Source organism: Emticicia sp. 17c (genome assembly GCF_037153985.1).
GTDB lineage: Bacteria > Bacteroidota > Bacteroidia > Cytophagales > Spirosomataceae > Emticicia.
Window position 1 is genome coordinate 143,806 of the sequence record NZ_JBBAYI010000003.1, and the last position, 20,500, is coordinate 164,305.

General features: G+C 39.1%; 11 protein-coding genes. 8 read left to right on the forward strand and 3 right to left on the reverse strand.

Going from position 1 to position 20,500, the window contains the following annotated elements:
- Window positions 1-120: 120 nt before the first annotated feature.
- The 3 genes from WAA15_RS08415 to WAA15_RS08425 all read right to left on the reverse strand — a co-directional run bounded on the left by WAA15_RS08415 (window position 121) and on the right by WAA15_RS08425 (window position 5,037).
- On the reverse strand, window positions 121-2,694 hold the full coding sequence (locus tag WAA15_RS08415; RefSeq protein WP_337042283.1) for a phosphocholine-specific phospholipase C: 2,574 nt from the start codon (window positions 2,692-2,694) through the stop codon (window positions 121-123).
- 157 nt (window positions 2,695-2,851) lie between these two features.
- Window positions 2,852-3,850, reverse strand: coding sequence for an alpha/beta fold hydrolase (locus WAA15_RS08420; RefSeq protein ID WP_337042284.1), 999 nt, complete (start codon window positions 3,848-3,850; stop codon window positions 2,852-2,854).
- Window positions 3,851-3,942: 92 nt separating this feature from the next.
- The gene (locus WAA15_RS08425; RefSeq protein ID WP_337042285.1) at window positions 3,943-5,037 is read right to left on the reverse strand and encodes an arginyl-tRNA--protein arginylyltransferase; all 1,095 of its coding nucleotides are present in this window, start codon (window positions 5,035-5,037) and stop codon (window positions 3,943-3,945) included.
- 485 nt (window positions 5,038-5,522) lie between these two features.
- On the opposite strand from WAA15_RS08425, the gene WAA15_RS08430 reads away from it, so the two are divergent.
- From WAA15_RS08430 to WAA15_RS08465, 8 genes are all read left to right on the forward strand, one after another.
- The gene (locus WAA15_RS08430; RefSeq protein WP_337042286.1) at window positions 5,523-6,482 is read left to right on the forward strand and encodes a uroporphyrinogen decarboxylase family protein; all 960 of its coding nucleotides are present in this window, start codon (window positions 5,523-5,525) and stop codon (window positions 6,480-6,482) included.
- Window positions 6,479-9,034, forward strand: coding sequence for a non-ribosomal peptide synthetase (locus tag WAA15_RS08435; RefSeq protein ID WP_337042287.1), 2,556 nt, complete (start codon window positions 6,479-6,481; stop codon window positions 9,032-9,034). The genes WAA15_RS08430 and WAA15_RS08435 overlap by 4 nt, the downstream gene beginning before the upstream one ends.
- A 510-nt stretch (window positions 9,035-9,544) precedes the next feature.
- Window positions 9,545-10,513: an FHA domain-containing protein gene (locus WAA15_RS08440; RefSeq protein ID WP_337042288.1), complete on the forward strand. Its 969-nt coding sequence runs from the start codon at window positions 9,545-9,547 to the stop codon at window positions 10,511-10,513.
- 121 nt (window positions 10,514-10,634) lie between these two features.
- Window positions 10,635-12,065 carry a PP2C family protein-serine/threonine phosphatase gene (locus tag WAA15_RS08445; RefSeq protein WP_337042289.1) on the forward strand — a complete coding sequence of 477 codons (1,431 nt, stop codon included), beginning with the start codon at window positions 10,635-10,637 and terminating at the stop codon, window positions 12,063-12,065.
- Between the two features lie 103 nt (window positions 12,066-12,168).
- Window positions 12,169-13,746: a serine/threonine-protein kinase gene (locus tag WAA15_RS08450; protein ID WP_337042290.1), complete on the forward strand. Its 1,578-nt coding sequence runs from the start codon at window positions 12,169-12,171 to the stop codon at window positions 13,744-13,746.
- A gap of 8 nt (window positions 13,747-13,754) precedes the next feature.
- Window positions 13,755-15,446 carry a serine/threonine-protein kinase gene (locus WAA15_RS08455; protein ID WP_337042291.1) on the forward strand — a complete coding sequence of 564 codons (1,692 nt, stop codon included), beginning with the start codon at window positions 13,755-13,757 and terminating at the stop codon, window positions 15,444-15,446.
- A gap of 39 nt (window positions 15,447-15,485) precedes the next feature.
- Window positions 15,486-19,508 (forward strand): FtsW/RodA/SpoVE family cell cycle protein, encoded by a 4,023-nt coding sequence (locus WAA15_RS08460; RefSeq protein ID WP_337042292.1) that lies wholly within the window; start codon window positions 15,486-15,488, stop codon window positions 19,506-19,508.
- Window positions 19,509-19,518: 10 nt separating this feature from the next.
- Window positions 19,519-20,442, forward strand: a complete 924-nt coding sequence (locus WAA15_RS08465; RefSeq protein WP_337042293.1) for an FHA domain-containing protein — start codon at window positions 19,519-19,521, stop codon at window positions 20,440-20,442.
- Window positions 20,443-20,500 lie beyond the last annotated feature (58 nt).

Sequence of the window (20,500 nt, forward strand, 5' to 3'; positions counted from 1 at the left end):
ATCTGATTATATCAATTCAGGGTAAGTAATATAGATAAAACGGAAAGTTTCAGCGAGTATCATAAAAAACAGCCATGAGTAATCTCATGGCTGTTGCAATATACCTCTAACCTAAAATGGTCAGATTACTTTTCCCATAGCGGGGTCAGTAAAACTTGGTTTTCCGGTTTCGACATGACCGGCATAATGTTTTTCAAATGTTGTATTTCCTTTTACTTTAACGCTGAAATCGTACCAGCCAAAACTTTTACCGAGGTCTAGCACAACGGTTGAGCTTGCTCCTGCTGCTACGGTTTTGGTATGGTTGCCATTTTTATAGGCATGGTCAGTTATTTCGATGGTAACTGGTTTTTGTGTATCAAGATTTTTGATTTTTAGCTCAATATTTCCTGTAAGTTTCTTTTTGTCGGTTTTAAGCCTTTGATATTCACAGGTAATACTAACCGATGGGTCGGCAGCATTTCCGATAAACTCTCTCAAGAAACCATTAGGCCCATATACATTAAGATGGTATTGCTGATTTTCAAAATCATCCAGACTCCAGCTATCTGTCAGGGTATCTCCATTAGCAACGGCATAGTTCCAAGTTCTTACGTCTTCATAGCCAGTTTTTTGGTTATTCTGGTCACGAATAGCAAATTTCTCAGGTGCATACACAATAAATGGTGTTCCTTCTGATTTTTTAGTAAATATTTCATCAGACGCATGGAAATCAATGGTAAATGTTTTTTTGTCGGCCCCTAGTTTTCCGTCTACATACGATTGATAAGGAATAGGGCATGACTTCCTGATTCCGGCCTCCTGTTTAGGTAAAATACCTAAATCATTACCTTGATTTAGCTGCGCTATTTCGGTAGGATTCAGTGCTTTAAAATTAGAAGGCAAATTTTTGAATTTAGCCTTATGAACAGTCTTAATAAAGGCTTCCTTTTGCACAAACACAGGTAGTTTTATTTTTTCGCCATTGTAAGGCTCAAAAACCGACGTAAGGTCACCACAGATGGTTCTTCTCCATTGGCTGATATTTGTTTCTTTTACAGATTTTCCGGTCTTATGGCTCAGGAATTTTTCCAGAAACTGCAAGATAGACGTGTGGTCGAATACTTCTGAGCAAACATTCCCGCCTCTGCTCCATGGAGAGGCAATGACCAAAGGTACACGGAAACCTAAACCAATCGGGCTGGCTCTTGAGTCACGTTCAGGGTTAATGCGTTTACGTTTTAGCTCTTGTGCTAAACTTACTTGCTCAACGCCAGCATCAATACCTTCTGATACCTTTCCGGTGTGTGGTTTATGCGGGTTTGGCGCAACAAACGGAGGAACGTGGTCGAAATAGCCATCGTTTTCGTCATAAGCCAATATAAAAATTGTTTTTTTCCATACCTCAGGATTTTTTGTCAGGATTTCCATCACCTCAGATAAATACCATGCGCCATACCACGGTGCGCCGGGGTGGTCAGAGAAGTTTTCAGGGGCAACAATCCATGATACCTGTGGCAGTTTGCCTGTGTTTACATCTTCCCGAAACTGATAAAGCACATCACCTTTCGGAACAGCCACCTGTCTTTTAGTTCCGTTATCGTCATACTCCAAAGTTGTCAGTTCATGGTAATGTGGGTCTTTTCTGTTGTTAGAAAAAGCCTTTTTGTGAATATTCTTATGAAACTCCGAAAGTTTTTCAAAGTTCTCAGGCGTCCATTCTTGTAAATCTTTTTTTGCTGTTGCTAACTCTTCTTCTTTCTGGCTTAATGTTTTTTTGAGCCTTTCAATGTCTGTTGCTCCGGCAGGCAAAGCAGCTATTTTAGTTTTTAATGCAGCAATTTCATCGGGCAGAACTTTCTCCATTTTCTGGAGATACTGATAATATTCGGGTGCAAATTTCACATGATATTGCTCAAACCATTCAATTGGGTTATCAGTAAAATTAGCGAGCCATGCGTCTTCTTCTCCTTCAAGCCCAGTTGATAAACTGATTTCGTTCTGGTAGATTTTCCATGAAATATTATTTTCTTCCAGACGCTCCGGAAAAGTTTTCCAACGGGCCCATCTGTCATAGTCTACATCTTCGTTCTTGATATTAGCTTTTGAGTTTTCGTTAGGTTCTTCACGCACAGTACCCGTCCAGAGATACAAGCGGTTAGGCGTTGTGCCTGTCAGCGAAGAGCAAAAATTCTGGTCGCAAACCGTAAAAGCATCGGCTAAAGCATAATAAAACGGAATATCTTCACGGTCGTAGTACCCCATAGTTAGAGGCATTCGCTTAAAATCTTTATTGCCCGACTGTTTTACATCAAGCCATTTGTTGTATTTACCTTCGTTGCGTGCGTCGACCTGATTCTCCCATGAGTGTGGCAACGAACTCATCCAAGTTGCTTTTGTATCTTTTAAATCAAGTCTGAAAGGCGCATAAGTTTCACCAGCAGCATTTGACTGCAACCAGACTTTATTCTTATTAGGCAGCGAAATAGCCCGAGGGTCATTAAAACCGCGTACTCCTTGCAAGGTACCATAAGAGTGGTCGAAAGAGCGGTTTTCTTGCATAAGTATTACCACGTGTTCGGCATCCAGATAGGTACTACCAGTTTTAGGGTCAATAGCCAATGCTTTCTGAATAACGGGAGGCAACATTCCGGCTAAACCGGTACCACTTGCCAAAATAGCTGCTTTTTGAATAAATTCTCTTCTTGTCTCCATAACAGTGGTTTAACAATATATCAGGGTGAGTTGGGTATAAAATTCAGGTTGTAAATATAAAAGTAATAATTCCTTTTCTGGCTTTAGAAAAGGAATTATTAACAATATGTTTATTTACCCTTTATACTGCCAACAGCCACAGAAAGGCTATTGGCAATTATTCTTTTAGAAATTCTAGAAGAGGCTGAATGAATGAATCGAATGCTTCGATATGTGGTAAATGGCCGACGCCTTCGATGGGGACTAATCTACTGTTTTTTATATGTGCCTGCGCAAGTTTACCCAACTCAGGATAATTACCCATAGTAGCTCGCAGGGGTTCAGGGGCTGTGTCTTTCCCGATAGCCGTTCTGTCTCTTTGCCCTATAATCAGTAAAGTACGTGCCTGTATCTGCTCAAATTCATACACTACGGGTTGTGTCATAATCATATCGGAAGTAAGGGCGGTATTCCAAGCAATAATCGGATAATTTTTGTTGCGTGTCCAACCTGCTATGGGTTTTAACCATTGCTCGTAAGCTGGCTTCCACTGATTTCCATAATAGTTGGTTATCTGGTATTTTTTCATCGATTCGTAGGTTTGTTTGAGTTCCTTCTGATAGGCTTCATCTAAAGACTGATAAGGCACTTTGAGTTTGTAGTCTTCAAGACCTATCGGATTTACAAGTACTAATTTTTCAGTAAATTCAGGGTACATCAAAGCAAAACGAACGGCCAGCATACCACCCATAGAGTGCCCTAAAACACTAATTTTGGTGATGCCAAGTTTATCCAGAATTAGTCTGGTATTTTTAGCGAGTTCATGAAACGAATACTGGAAATACAAAGGCTTGGATGATTTACCAAAGCCTATCTGGTCAGGCATGATTACCCTATACCCTGCTTTGGTAAGGGCTTCGGCGGTTTGTTGCCAGTATGCTCCGTTAAAATTCTTGCCATGCAGTAATAATATGGCTTTTCCATTGGGTGTTGCAGGTTTTACATCCATATATGCCATTTCGTAGTGTTGTTTCTGCGAGGCAATCTGAATATAACTTACAGGAAAAGGATATTTGTAATTTTCAAGCCTAAGGTCTGACACAGGAACCTGTGCCCGTATGTTGGTAAACAGGCACACTAATGCAACACCAAAAAAAATGTGTATTTTAGTTTTCATAATTTTAGCTTTATTAGATGTGATGACTACCGAATAAAGCTAAAATTATGTGCCACACAGCAAGACAAGTATGCCTGATTTGACTTTAAGAGTTATAACCCTTGATTGATAAGGCTGGTATCAAGCACAAAAAACTCGCCTCTTGTGTTTTTCCGAAGGGCAGTTGCAATAACTTTTGCCATGGTATCGGCTGACTTACTCGAAAACAATACTTTTGCCAGTTGCAATAAATGCGTATTAAAACGATTGCTCTCGGTAGCCTTGAACATGGTTTCATAAACACTATGACAGCTAATTAAATGATATTGCTCGTCTCTGAGGTCGAAAACTACCATCGGGTTGTGCGGATTTACGCCAAAGCAGAACAAAATAACAGGGAAATCGAACAGCCGTAATCCGTTCAGTGTTTGAATTAAGTCGGCGTCAAAAAAATCATAATACTGAAACGCACTATTTATTCCAACTGTTTTTAGCGAATCTTCCAGCCCTTTCAATCTGGAAATCATTATATCCAGCGGAATAGTATCGTAGCTGAATTGGTCTATGGGCAACCATACATCCGTAGCAAGGTCGAGGTACTCCAGCGATTTTTTAGATAAATCCAGTTTATAATCAAACAATGGATAGCCAGGAGCGAAATAACCCAGATAAAAAAAATCAAGCCCTTTTTTCTGAGAAAAATCCATCTTCAAATACATCAGATATTTCCCCAGACTATATTTTTTATATTCAGGGTCATAAAAGCATGAAATACCCGCCGAGGTAGTTTCGCCCAAATCAAAAAAACCACAGGCTATTAGTTTATCTTGGTCATAAATACAGATTTCCAGCGTTTCATAAATATCATTTTGCCCGTTTCCGTAAAGCAGTTGTTGCAGATTCGGAGCGGTATCGAAAGATATATGACTCTGGTATTTTAGAAAAAGTGCTTCTTTGGTATCATCTATATAAGCCTTCCGAATACTGACGCTAAATTTTGCGTTGTTTTTCAGGAGTTTACGCTGTGTTGACGAAGCTTCAAAAGTATTCAAATCAACACGTAACCAGATAGCACTATAAAGTACTTCTTTGAATTTCAGAAAATTGGTCGTAAAAATTGCTTGTCCCATCCTGAACCAGCCATCGGCAAGATATATATCTAATTCTCTGGCCTCTAGCGACGAAGGGTAATATAATTCTGCTAACATCAGGGTAGGTATTACTTTCAGGGTTTAAAATAATATATAAACTAGTATTAGTCAAACGATACAGAAAAAATGTTATCAATTTTTATTTTGTCTTTCAGAGCAAATTGACGAGCCCTGATTTTTTATTTAAATACGAAATAAGCATTAACTTATTAGCCTTGTACCTTAAAAATCAGGTACTTTTTCGGTTCAGGCTATTATTTCCTAACATTTGAAAGTATCCAATATTTAGGAATTTTGTTTAATGACCTGACAAATCAGGAATCCGTGTAAGATTTTACCATACGTATATACACTATATTTTTCATCAAGAACACGTTTTTGGTCAGGATATTCATCGTTGAAATTACCTCATTTATTATTCGTTAATTTTTTTTTAAGCATTATAAATCTGTATTACAGCGGCTTTTATATAGATTTGTACTCCTTTGTAATCACACCAATACATTCAGTATTTATTATACTGGGACTCAAAAATTACTTAAATGGCTTTTCTAAATCAAGAAACTTTACACACGCAAAGGCTTGTCTCTTTCTGGAAGCATCACCCGATTGCTGACCAAAAAGCAGAACTGCTAGCCAAGCAAACCCTGAATTTCCAAAAAAAATTCAACTGTGATTTCATCAAAATTACCCCCGCAGGTAGCTGGCAGGCAGTATGCCATGGCATAACTGATGCTTGGGAAGGTGATTTCCTGGGCCGTCGAATCATTAAAAAGACGGTTATCAACACACCTGACAACTGGCTTACGCTTCCTGATTTTTCTAAAAAACAACCTGCGTTAATGCAGGAAATAGTGGGTGCATGCCAACTTGTATATGAGCAAAAAACCGATAATACGCCTGTGATGTCAACCGTTTTTTGCCCTGTTTCGCAGGCTATACAAATAGCTGGCTTACCTATTTTTCTGGAGCATATACAGCAATATCCCGACAAAGTACTGGCAGGAATTGAGCAAATTACGCAAAATACGCTATATGTTATCGGCCAGTTAATAGAGGCAGGTTCACAAGGTATTTATTTTGTTACACAACACATGAGACACGGAGCCTTAACACCTGAATTATATGAAAAATTCGGTAAAGACTCTGACGAACGGTGTCTTAATGCCTGTAAAAATCTGCTCTACAATATTTTTCATATTCACGGGGCCGATGTTTACCTCTCTTTGGGCAGTATCCCGTCAAATTGTTTTATTCATTATGAATATACCCCTGAAATAACTATTTCGCCAATAGTATTAAAGAAATACGCATCCAGATTATTAGTAGGGCTACCAGCTTCAGAGATGGAAAAATGCCAGCATGACCACGAAATGCACCGTTTAATTGCCCAGACTACACCGGGTAATATGATTACCGCAGGCTGTGTTTTGCCGCTCGATTTCCCCGAAGAAAGTATTTTGAAATGGATGAGTGTCTCTAAAAACTATGTATTAAAATGAAACTAGATTTTCAAGGGCCTGTTAGTATCCGTTTCAGAAAATTTGAAGAATCGTGGCTTAATAAGCCTGTTTTCCAGCTTTTTAGTGAAGTTGTTCAGAGAAACCCTGACAAAATTGCGCTGAAATGTGATAACCAACAGCTTACCTATCAGGAAGTATATCAATGGGCAATAACAATAGCCATTGCCTTGCAAAAAACCAATGCAACTAAAGAACCCGTAGGCATAGCCCTACCTAACAACGTTTTTTTTCCGGTTGCCATGTTGGCTTCGCTGGCTACTGGCTGCCCCTATGTGCCTTTAGACATAGATTTGCCAATTGCTCGCAATCGTTTAATTATTGAGCAGTCTGGTCTTAAGTGTATTATTACTACTACCGACACCCCAGTATTTGAAACTACGCTTACCAGCATCTATATTGATAATTTAACTATATCTGATACCGCACTTAATAATGTTACGGCCTCAGCCGATAATATAGCTTATATTATTTACACTTCTGGTTCGACGGGTGTTCCCAAAGGTGTTTATCAGAACCAGCGCAATCTGTTACATGATGTAATGCAGTATACCAATTCGGTACATTTATCAGATAACGACCGCCTTACGCTTCTGTACTCTCCGAGTGTTAACGGGGCTATCAGAGATATTTATGGGGCATTATTAAATGGAGCAACGCTAATAATAAAAAACCTGAAAAAGACTGGCTTTTATAACTTAGATGATTTTATAAGTCAGGAAAAAATCACGATTTATCATTCAATACCTAATATTTTCAGAACTTTTCTGAAATTAAACCCTGAAAAAGCTGCTTTTAGCTCTGTGAGGCTTATTTATCTGGCAGGCGACAGAATTTATAATACTGATGTAGACTTATACAAGAGCTTTTTTCAGTCCGACTGCCTACTGTACGTCGGGATAGGAGCCACAGAAATAGCGACCATTTATCGGCAATGGTTTATTAACCATGAAACAGTGATTAATCAGGAATTAATTCCGTTAGGTTATGCAGTTGCCGACCGAACCATGCAATTGCTTGACGAAGCAGGCCAACCTGTACCCGATGGTGAGGCTGGCGAAATAACGGTCAGTAGCCCGTTTATATCACTAGGATATTGGAAAAATCCCGAGCAAACTGCTCTTTCGTTTAGCATTAAGCCTCATGATACCACTCTGAGAACTTTCAGAACGGGTGATTTAGGCAGAATTAATTCTGAAGGACTACTCGAATTTCTGGGACGTAAAGATAATCAGGTTAAAATAAATGGTTATAGGGTTGAACTCAGCGAAATTGAGGGAATACTGATGAACCATCCGTCGATTGAACGTTGCGGAGTAGTACTGCATACCACCGACAAGCATAACTCAATGTTTGCTTTTTACATTAGCCACACACAAATACCTGAAATTATACTCAAAAACTGGCTATCCGAAAAACTACCCGCTTACATGATTCCGCAAAGGTGTATTCAGGTAGATGAAATTCCTTTGTTACATAACTTCAAGAATGATAGCAAAGCATTAAAACTACTGGCCGAAGCACTGGTAAGCACACCCCAAACCGGCTATAAGACAAATAATGCTGAACAAGATTACATTTATACTACTCTTCGGCAAGTATGGAGTAAGTTCTTAGATGAGCATTCTTTTGATAAAAATATCAGGTGGAAAGATGCCGGTGGAGACTCATTAAATGCCGTTAATTTTCTGGTACAGTTAGAGTCTGACCTTAATACTACCTTACCTACCGACTGGATACATGGAGAAATGTCTCCAGAAGAAATTCATACGTTTTTACAGGGTTTAAACCTCCAGAAACAGGCCTCGCACGAAAACATTATTTACATTTTCCCTGCATTGTATGGCACTGCAGAAGCCACAAGGGTATTTCTGAAGAAACTGGCCGAACACGCCACAATACGAATCATTACTTATCCGAAAATAAGCGATACCCACCCCGATAACAGAACCTTAGCTTATGCCACAGATTACATATTACAACAAATACCTCAGTCTGACAAAAGTAATATAGGTATACTTGGTATTTGTTCAGGTGCTATTATTATGAATCATATTATTACTAGCATTTCTGTTGAGCAATATAGTATTATCGGAATTATCGAGGGAAGGGAGAAATACAGAAAAAAGCCGTTTTTTAATGATTTTTTCAGAAAAACTGTTTCTTTTTTCAAAAGAGGCGATTTATTCAATAATACTATCAATTTTTTTTATAATCATTCTGAATTTATCAAGAGAATTATCCATAAAGTTGAGAAGAACAGCAACCAAGCATTAAAAATCAAAAATAATCAAACCTTTTTGTGGCATATATATAACACTCATACTCCTTCATACTTTGCCGGAAAACTCTTATATTTTGGTTGTAACAACTCTACGCTTGATAAAAACGGGGCGCATTGGAAACCCTATTTTAAAGAAGTTGAACCCATAGAGCTTTTTGGTGAGCATTTAGATATGCTTAACGAACAGAACGCCGAAATAGTTCTTGCGAAATTATTAGATGAAATTATTCAGCCAATAGTAGTAGAGTAATTATTACTCTACTACTATTTTCAACTCGTTTACTACGCTTATGATTCCGATATTTTGATGAGTTTAAATATTCATTTCTAAATAAATTTTCTTCATTGGCATATTTCTTCGTAACCTTTTTCAGAGAATAAGTATTAAGCAAATAAATACACTAGCTAAAGCTATTTTCCCTGATTGTTTTTATTATATTTATCAATTCAGAAGCTGGCTAACACTTCAATAGTTACTCCTTGAATAAAATTCAAGTGTAATTTATACCGTTCAAGCAATAAATTGAAAAATTTAAAAGAGATACGTATATCAATCATCAAGTTTTCTCGTTAGTGTAATTAAAATAAAGCAATATTACTGATACCCAATAATGTATCATAAATAAGCAATATTGGCTTGTGGTTCTTTTCATTTTGCTATTACTATAACTTATCCCCGACTTTATTGATAAACTTTGTTTGCTATTGCAGAATTTACATTCCGCGCTATATTACGTAATATACATAACTACTTATTGATATGAGCTTATTTTCAGTGATTAAGGAGAAAATAATTCCTTCCAGTCTGGAAAAAAACCAAAAATCAAAGATTTCAGAAGTAACCAACGAAATGATTCTGAAAGATTTAATTACTAATCTGGAGGCTTCCATCAAGAAAGAATCATTAGGCGAAAGCCTCTTGTTTAATGCCAATTTTATTGTCATTCTACATCCTGACGTGTATCAATCACGCCAACCTACTTTTATTGCCTTAGTGCATGAGGCAGTTAAGGGTTTTTACAAAAAAATTAATGAGTATAAAGCAAAGTATCCGAATGTAATACCGATTGCCTCGAATTGGGTTTTTCAGTTTGCGCCAGGCGTAGAGTTCAACGACGAAATTATAGGTCAGGGAGACGTAATGATTTTAGGTACTATCACGGGGCTTAAAGATGCCATACCAAGCCAGACCAATACCGTTAAAGTAACAATGAAGCCTAAGAAATCGACTAATTATTATGAGAAAATGGATATTAACCTTAACCATTTTCTACATATCGATTTCCGAAATGATGGCAAATTTGCTATGAAAATTGACATCGATAGTCCGCCTGTAAATAAGGCTAACGGAAACAAGGTAATTACCTACAACCACGATACTGTTTATGCTGAAATTCATGTTCATATCAGCCATAACGATATGGAAGATAATTATTCAATGAAGGAAAAAGAGATTGTAATTGCCCGAAAAGAACCAGAAAATGCTCAGTTTGACAATTATTTTCTCATTGACTCTCCGTATGTGTCTAACCCTCATGCCCGCATTAAGTATAACGAAACCAGACAGGTTTTCCAGATTACGAATTTTAGCCGACACGAAACCCGCCTGAACGAAGAACTCCTTCCGCAGTCAGACTTGAGCAATCCGGTATGGCATGATTTACCCCTTGTAAAAACCAAACTGCTTCTGAACGGCGATGTTACGCTTACATTCAACAGCAGAAAATAGCCTACCTATTAAAGTTCAACAATCCTATAAACTCATGATTGATTTTGTTATCTCGCTTGCACTTTTGGTATTTACAGGTATCGTCGTATATGCTCATTTTAAAAAACTGCCCAGATAAGCTATGGAAAAACTCAGGATTGTTGGCAATACTGACACCGGAAAAAACAGAAAAGATAATCAGGATAAGTTTATCTGTAAGTATATATGGGCTAATAAAAACATAGCCCTGTTGGCAGCTATTGATGGGGTTGGCGGTTACTACGGTGGCGAAACTGCTGCCGACATTGCCCGTGCAAGTATTGAAACTTACATGGAGAAACAGAATGGCGAGCCTCTGAAAATGCTTGAAGAGGCCGTAGTTCAGGCCAATAATAGTATTTACCGAGAAAGACAAAAAGATTTCAAGTTTTCGAATATGTGCTGTGTGTTAACAACAGCCATTGTTGACACCGAAAAGCAGAAATTGCATATTGTTCATGTAGGCGACTCACGGCTTTATCGTTTCAGAGCCGGAGTTTTGGAAAAACTCACAAAAGACCATTCGCTGGTGGGTATCAGAGAAGATGAAAACATGATTTCGGAAGAAGAAGCCATGAATCACCCACGTAGAAATGAAATTCTGAGAGATGTAGGTTCACAGATTCATAAAGTAGATGATATTGACTTCCTTGATTCGGCTACTACTGATTTTCTGCCGCAAGATATTGTTTTATTATGTAGCGATGGGCTTACCGATATGCTCATGCAAAAGCAAATCAGTGAAGTTCTGGCAGAACATTCTGATTTAGAGATAAAAGTACTTAAACTGATTCAGCTTGCAAACGAAGCCGGAGGAAAAGATAATATAACAATCGTACTGGCTAAAAACGAAAGTCTTGTATCCGCTACGGCTTCTAAGAAAATAACAGACGCATTCTCAGTGAAAGTCTTATACCCTGAAACAGAAAAGACTTCTGCACGCAAACAAACCAACGAAAAACCTGTATCTGAACCTGAATCTAGAAAATCTAAGAAGAATGTCTGGCGGCTTCCGCTCATTATCATGCTTGTAGCCATTATAGCAGCAGCGGTATATGTGTGGTCGCTTAATAACCCACCAAAAGTTACTAATTCTGCGCAGGCAGTTGCTGTTACCACAACAGTAGGTTCTGATACTTTAAGCGCAAAAAAAACATTGATAAACCTAGATTCGCTCATAGTCAATGCAATAAAAAACAAAAATAAACAACTGATACTATCAGCCAATGAGTTGGGCGACACCCTTTATTTAGCTCAGCCCGTTGTCATTAAAGATACCTTTGAACTGATTGCAAAAGACAAACCAATTGTAATATTGCCTGTAACGGTCAAAGCTGATGTTGCTTTTGTGTTAGAAGAAAACACCAGATTTTTTTTAAAAAACCTGATAATAAGTCGTTTCAGTACAGGTTTTAGCACCAAAAAGAATACAGAAATCCGCTTTCAGGATGTAATATTCAGTCAGGTAAATGAAAAAGTAAGCATTTTAGTACCTAAAGACACGCTTAAGAATGAGAGTTTCATTTTTAAGTAAACCAGTAGCTATTCAGCATTAGGCATTAAAAATATAGATTTATAGATTAAACAACTAAACCGTATACTATGCTGGTAACAGCATTCAATAAACACTTACCCTTATGGCAACAGAAAACTTTAATCAGTATTTTCCTGGCTATGAAATATTAAGCGAACTTGGCAAAAGTAATGCAAGAGTTCTGAAAGCCCGTAATAAAAATACGGGAGAACTGGTTGCCATTAAACATTTTTCATTTAATGCCGATGCCGACACTATTCGTCGTTTTCAACAGGAGTCAGCTATCATGACTGACCTTAACCATAAGAATATTGTTAAACTGAAAGAAGTACATTTTGATGCCGACCTGCCTTATATAGTTATGGAACTCATTGAAGGAGGCGACTTAGACAGCCTTCTGAAAAAACAAAAAACGCTTGATGTTCCTACAATTATCCGTCTGGGCTTGCAGATAGCCGATGCCCTCAAAGAAATCCATGCTAAAGGCATTATTCACCGCGACATAAAGCCTGCCAACATCATGTACAGGAAATTACAGAATGATGAACTTCATTTCCTGTTAACTGATTTTGGTATTGCCAAATTACGTGAACAACCTTCGACGGTTACGGGGCAGTCGCCGATGACCTATGAATATGCTTCTCCTGAACAGTTTCATGACCTTGAGAATCTTTCAGGTGCAACCGATTTCTATTCATTAGGGGTAGTATTGTACCAATGCCTGAGTGGCCAAGTGCCTTTTCCGTTAGGCTCAAAGGGCATCGGGGCTTTAAGTAAAAGTATTGAAACCTTAGCTCCTCCCCCATTAAATATTGAAGGTTTCTTTCCGAAAAGCCTGAAAACAGTCATTAATGGTTTGCTTGAAAAACAGGCTACCAAGAGAATTAATAACCCTCAGACCCTGAAAAGGTTACTTAAAAACGCAGATATTGAATGGGATGAATATGATGGCAGTGACACTGGCAAAACTGAGGTGTTTATCTTTGATGATATTTCTAGTAAAGATGACACACCTCATACAGAAAGATATATACCACCTAAAGACAAAATTACGCCACCACCTCCCAAGCCTAACCAGCAAACGGTGATTAACGACGATAAAAATGAGAAAAAGAACAAAGACCTGTTGCTTTTTTTAGGTATAGCCATCGTAATTATTATTGCAGGCTTCACTATTATTTCATTGGTTCCTGACAAAAACAGTGAATACGCAGACTCTACCGCTGTTGACTCTACGATGATGGCTGCAGCCGACACTACTGCTACGCCTATCGATACCGTTGCTGCCGTAGACTATTACGCATTAGCAGACCAGTACTATAAAGAAAAAAATTATGCGCAGGCACTGGAATATTTTAAATATGCTGCTGACCAGTCCTCTGATGGCTATGCAGAAAATTACGTGGGTTATATGTATGATATTGGTGAAGGGGTTAGTAAAGATTATCTGGAAGCCAAAAACTGGTTTGAAAAAGGTGCTATCAAAGGCAATTCCATTGCAGAATACAACCTAGGGGTATTTTATGACTACGGTCGGTCGATAGATAATAACGTAATAATTGCACAGGACATGACAAAAGCTCTCCGCTATTACAAGCGTTCTGCCGAACAAGGCTATCAGTCGGCCATCGACAGACTTAAAGAGTTAGGGTATGATTATTCCCAGTATTCAAAAAAATAAAATAGTTTATGCCAACTGATAGTTTCAATACAAATTTTGTCGGATACCAAATCATTAGTAATCTGGGTAAAGGAAATGCTCAGGTGCGTAAGGCACGTCATATAAAAACCGGTGATTTAGTAGCTATCAAACATTTTACTATTGAAACCAACGCCGATACCCTCAGACGCTTCCAGCAGGAGTCCAGAATAATGACCGATATTAAACACCCTAATATTGTGGCTATCAGGGAAGTGTGCTTAAATGCAAAACTACCTTACATTGTAATGGATTTGGTTGAGGGCGGCGATTTACGCAAAGTACTTAACGAAAAAGGCGTTTTATCTATTGATATTATTATCAGTTTAGGATTACAGATAGCCGACGCACTAAAAACCATTCACGAGAAAGGCGTGGTACATCGGGATATTAAGCCTGAAAATATTCTCTACCGCTCTCTTCCAGACGGGCAGTTGCATTTCTTGTTAACCGATTTTGGCATTGCCAAAATCAGAGAACAACCTAAAACCATTACGGGGCAATCATTAATGACGTTTGATTATGCCTCACCCGAGCAGTTTGATACACCAGAACTGGTAAACAAAGCCTCTGATTTTTATTCATTAGGCGTAGTTTTATATGAATGTATGACCGGGCGCGTTCCTTTTGAGAGCGACAAAGTGAGTTTCCGTAAGTTTCTGGACCAAATTATGGCTTCTCCTCCGCCACCTATTGAAGCAGACTTTCCGGTCAGGTTAAAAGAACTGGTTTATAAGCTATTAAGTAAAAAAGCCGATGAACGCCTTAGCGATGTTAGTGATTTAAAACACGAACTAACGGAATCGTTCGTTGATTTTCAGAAGTCAGACGCCGGACAGGCTCAGGCAAACCCCTCTACGGCTTCGTCGCATAAACAAACAATGCCTTCGCCAAAGAGAAAAATAACCGAAGACAAACCTAATAAATCGACGCTTAAAGGAGAGCCTATCAAGAAAACTATTTACAGAAATGTCAATATTTTAAAAGAGTATTATCTGGTATGGGTACTTTTTGCAGCCGTATTTGCGTTTATTGTTTTTTCTGTATATCAGAAAATAACTGCCAATGCTCCCAAACCCGCCAGCACCTCCACACAAACAACACCCCTTGTTACCGACAATTTAGCTGCGGGCATTGAGGCATATAAAAACCGTGACTTCACTAAAGCATTCAGATACTATTTAGCCTCGGCTAAAGAAGGCAATGCCGAAGGCAAAAACAAACTGGGTTTAATGTATAAAAATGGCTATGGCGTAAAGAAGAATTATGAAAAAGCGATTAAATGGCTACGAGAGTCGGCAGACGAAGGCAACTCTGACGGGCAGGTGAACATGGGCTTAATGTATAAATATGGCAATGGCATCGAAAAAAGTTACGAAAAGGCTGTTGAGTTATTCCGCTTATCAGCCGATCAGGGAAATTCCAACGGAATGAATAATCTGGGCTTAATGTACGAAAAAGGATTAGGCGTAGAACTTAATTACGACGAAGCCGCAAACCTTTATAAAAAAGCAGTAAAAAAAGGCAATATGTATGCCCAGAACAATCTTGGGCAACTTTATGAAAAAGGACTTGGCGTAGAGCAAGACCTTGACGAAGCTATCAGGCTCTACAAATTATCCGACGAACAAGGATTTGATTTTGCTACCCGAAACCTGAAAAGGCTACAAGCTGAACAGTAATTTTTCTCACATACCACGGCTAACTCACCTGAAATATTCATGAATCAAACTGAAAAAGCTAACAGAATCAATAATATACTTATTATAGGTGCTATCGGTATTTTATTTGTTCTGTTTATTCGCTTACATTTTAATTTGCAGCCTAACCTTGCCAAAACACAACAAGATTATGCCGAAGGGCGCGCAATCAATCTGGCAGAGGGATTAGATAGCGAGGCTCTGAAAAAAATTCTACGGAATTATTACCCCGACGACAAAGATATTACGCTCATTGCAGATTCATTATCGGCTAAGGTTGCTGAACATAAACAACTTGAAAACCTCGGAGCTATTAACAAACGTGATTTCCAGATTCTGGCACCTACCGCTATAAAAAGCCCCATAGGTGGGAAGGATTTTCAGAGTCGTTTGGAGGTTTCTCGGCAAAGAATGGGCTTTGATGAGAAACTCTACGAACAAGAGTTATTGTCCCCAAAGCATTATCCGTCTGAAGTTGGTCAGGCCGGAAGCCTAAGTATTAGTGGAACAGTACACCAGAAAGAGGATGGCCAGCCAATGACAGGTATTCTTGTACAACTAAGGAAACACAGCCAGAGCCTGACCGACGAAATTGCCCCTGAAGAAAATATATATGCCCGAACCGATGCCAATGGCAAGTTTATTTTTCGAGGTTTATCTCAGGATTCTTCTTACAGTGTTATTCCTCTTAAACCCGGTCTGGAGTTTGGCACTCGGCAAGGAACTATCGACGGCGGCCTTACCAAAGACCTTGACTTTAGTTTTATTGGGCAGCCTCATAAAATCAGGCTTATTGGCTCAACTGTTTACAGCCAGCTTAAAGACGACAAAGTTTTAACTGTACGTACCCCAAAGGCTTTTAATCAGGCATACCTTAACCTTATTATTATCTTTTTCAGTCTGTTCGGAGGCTTATATATCTTCTGGAGCTATACCCGTTTTTTTCAAGATGCTACCCTACTAGCTATTCTGATGCTCTTGACGGGTATTTCGCTGGTGATACTGTTCAGCATTCAAAACCCTTTACAAGACACCCTCTATGGGTATCATACTCTGTGGGGTATTGGCTTGGGTTTAGTAGGTATGGTGATGGTTTCTTATTTACCAATCAGCAAATGGTATACCCGCTTATGGTATTTTGATATACTAAGCAATGTCAGGTATAAATCTCTTTTTAAAGGCCAATTGGGCAATACTATTGACAAGAACACCTATCAGCTACAAGGCTTTACATGGTTGGCTCTGGGCCTTATAATGGCCTTAACAGTCATGATTTGGGGCAGAGGCCCCGAAGGAAGTGGCGTAAAAGTTAACTTGTCGATTGCAGGAGTTGATGTTCAGCCAAGCGAATTAACCAAGTATTTTCTACTGGTATTTTTTGCCTGCTTTTTTGCTGCTAACGAAAAAAACATCCGAAGCCTAAGCGATGCCCGATGGCGTTTCTGGGCCAATATAGGTGTGTTGGCCGGAACACTGGCTTTGATTCTGATTTATTTAAAAATGGGTGATATGGGCCCTGCTCTGGTCGTTTGTTTCACTTTTCTGTTTTTTTACAGCATTGCTCGAGGTAATTTAATTGTTACACTCTGCACTGGGCTGATATACGCTCTTTTATTGAAGTTTCTGCCTAGCCCACTATTGGCTACTATTATTACGCTTGTGATAGCCATAGGTTGGCTAATAGGCAAAAAGCTTTTTCAGACCACGCGGCTGTTATGGTGGTGGTCAATCTTTGCCGAAGCTCCTGTTATTCTTATGATTATCATTGCAGCTTTTACCTTTGGTGACAAGATTCCATCAGTAGGCGAACGTCTTGCTCAACGGAAAGAGATGTGGCTTAACCCGTGGAATAACAATGTAGAAGGTGGCGGTGGCGACCATCTGGCCCATGCTTACTGGACACTCTCATCGGGTGGTATTGCAGGTCAAGGGCCAGGAAAAGGATTTGCCAATACTATGCCCGCCGCACATACCGATATGATATTGCCGAGTATTGGCGAAGAACTAGGCTTTTTTGGTCTTTTATCTATATTTTTATTGTTTGGTATATTAATACACCGTATTATTTTATATGCCCGTCGGGCAGGACAGCCCTTTGCTTTTTACCTCTGTACAGGCATTGCTTTATCATTGGGTATACAGTTTTTCATTATAGCTTGTGGCTCCATAGGTTTATTACCTCTAACAGGTATCAGCGTCCCGTTCCTGAGTTACGGAAAAGTCTCTCTGATTGTAAATCTTGCCGCTATGGGTATTGTAATAGGCGTTTCCCGACTAGAAGCAACAGAGGTTCAGCAAAAGCACATCCATGCAAACTATGACCCAGTTATTTTTGCCACAATTGTTAGTTGTTTTGTCGGAGTTATCATTTTAACGATACAACTTTTAAACATTCAGCTTATTTCTTCCAGAAAATATATTGTTCAGCCAGCCAGAGTCTTGAACCGTAATGGTTTACCTATATACAGTTATAATCCTCGCATCGAAATTTTCACAAAAGCACTGGCGGCAGGCAACATTTATGACCGTAATAATCTGGTTTTAGCTACCAGTTCGTTAGAAACCATCAAAGCTAATCAGGACTCTTTGCTTAATTCGGGGCTGAGTTCAGACCAGTTAGCGCAAGTGATGCGAAAAAAGGCGAGCAGATATTATCCGTTTGAAGCCCACACATTCTTCTGGACGGGCGACTTTAACACCAAATTGCTGTGGTCGCAGGCAGGCGGATACTTTGCCGAGGCAAGGCATTTGTCCGAACTACGTGGCTTTGATACCAAACCCGAAAAATCTGCAATTATTACAACCCGTTTCAGACCAAACCGTTTCTCAAAACCTATCAGTAAAGAAGTAACCGTTGTAGCCTACGATTATTCGGTATTAGCCGATATGATGAAAGAAGGGCTGGAAAGTGAACAGATAGCTTCTTTACGTGCCAAAAACCGCGATATACAACTGAGCATTGATGCCTCCTTGCAGGTGGCAATACAAGCAGCTATTGAAAGCTCTGAATTTAAAAATAAAAGAGTATCGGTAGTTGTTTTAGATGCCAGTACGGGGGATGTGCTTGCTTCGGCTATTAACCCTCTGCCTAACCTGAAAGCCCCTGACGAAATGGTGTTGTCAGAAAAAGAAATTTATCACCTGAATCATCTTATTGCTGAACGAGATTTAGGAATGACCTACGCCACAGCCCCGGGCTCTACGGCTAAAATATTAACGGCAATGGCAGCCTTTAATAAACTGGGTAGTAAAGCCTCGGATATTCGTTATGATAGATTCGATTATATTATTCGGGCTGACGAACCTAAAGCAAATATTGACATGAGAAAAGCTATTGTGGAATCAAGCAATATTTATTTCATACAGCTAGCTAATGATAATAAACTTGATAATGAAATGGCCGATTTATACCTCTCCACAGGTATGAATATCGACTACGTGGGCGGATATTATTTTCATGACACACATACGCCACAAAATCGGGAAAGTTTCTTGAAACATTGGACTGACTCTTCTTTTGTAAAAAACAGAGACTTTTACACGAAGTTTCAGGGAAAGAAAAAATACAGCAGCGAGTTTTCGGGTTTATCTTGGGGGCAAGGCCAACTTACGGCTACGCCTGTTTCGTTGGCACGTATGGCAGGGACTATTGCCAATAATGGCATTTTTCAGCCTTCAAGATACATACTACAAAAAGGGGGCATAAAGCAAAAAATAGCCACTGGCATTGCCTTAGCAAAAGAAACCGATTATGCCGAACAACTAACATCATTTATGATAGACCAATCGAATGGAGAAGGGAAAGCCCCCAAAATAAGCATCAGCAAGGTAGCTGGTAAATCTGGTACACCCGAAAGGCGAATCAATGGTCGTAAACGATATGACGGATGGTATGTATTTTTTGCCCCTACTCCTTCGGGCGACTCTCATACTGTAACCTGTGTCAGAATCGAGCTTGGAGAATCATCAGCTAAGGCTATTAAACTAGCTAACGAACATATAGCCCCCATTTTAAAACAAAAAGGATACTTAGGAACATTTTAATAAACCTACCATGAAACTTCTGAGCCAGCTAAAAAAAATCCTTAATATTGTTCCTGAAAATGAGCAGGAAGCATCTTTTGGCATCGAAACACCACCCCGTCAGGAACCAACCCCTAACGCCAAAAAAGGTATTGAACCACCGGCTATGCCCCCTGCCCCACAAAAACGCAATGAAATATGCAGGTTTATTCTGAAATCTCTCAAACCATACATTGATGAAAAAGAAAGTATAGGCACAGGCTTAAAACTCTATGTTTTATGTAAAACTACCGAAGAACTGGAAATTACACGTGTAGCATTATTTGAGGAATTACCAAGTAAGTTTAAAAATGATATACTACAAAAAGAATTAGCCGATAACTATATTCGGCTTAGCTCTGACTGGACTTTTGAATTTGTGATTGTTCAGGATACACTGCCTGCTTGCAGGTTTTCGGAAGGCAACTTTGGTCTTGATATTCTGAAAAACCAGTCGGCATTAAAAGATACTGCCAAAGCCTACCTTGCTAGCATTATTGTACTTGATGGGCAAGCCTCGCAACAAACGTATGTTCTAAACCCAGACCAGAAGATAGAGTTCAGGATTGGGCGCGGATACCGACCCAGACTCAATTCGGGCCGTACAAGAATCAATGATATTGTTTTTCTGGAGAAAGACGACACTCAGTATGACGAAACCAAAGGAGATAAAAGCCTTTCGGTGAGCCGGAATCATGCTACTATTAAATTTGACAAATCGGCTAGAAAATACTTTTTATATGTTGATGAAGGAGGCTTGCCTCAAAGCCATAACCGAACAAAAATTTTAAAAGAAAACAATACGACCTTAAAATTACAGGTTTTGGGAATGCCTTATGAGCTAATGTTCGGGGACGAAATTGAACTAGGCGACGGCGCCTTAATTGCCTTTTCGGCTTATGAAGGAGAGCTATAATTCTCTTTTACTACATATAGTGCAAAAGCCTAAATGAGTGGCTACAATATACGTAAAA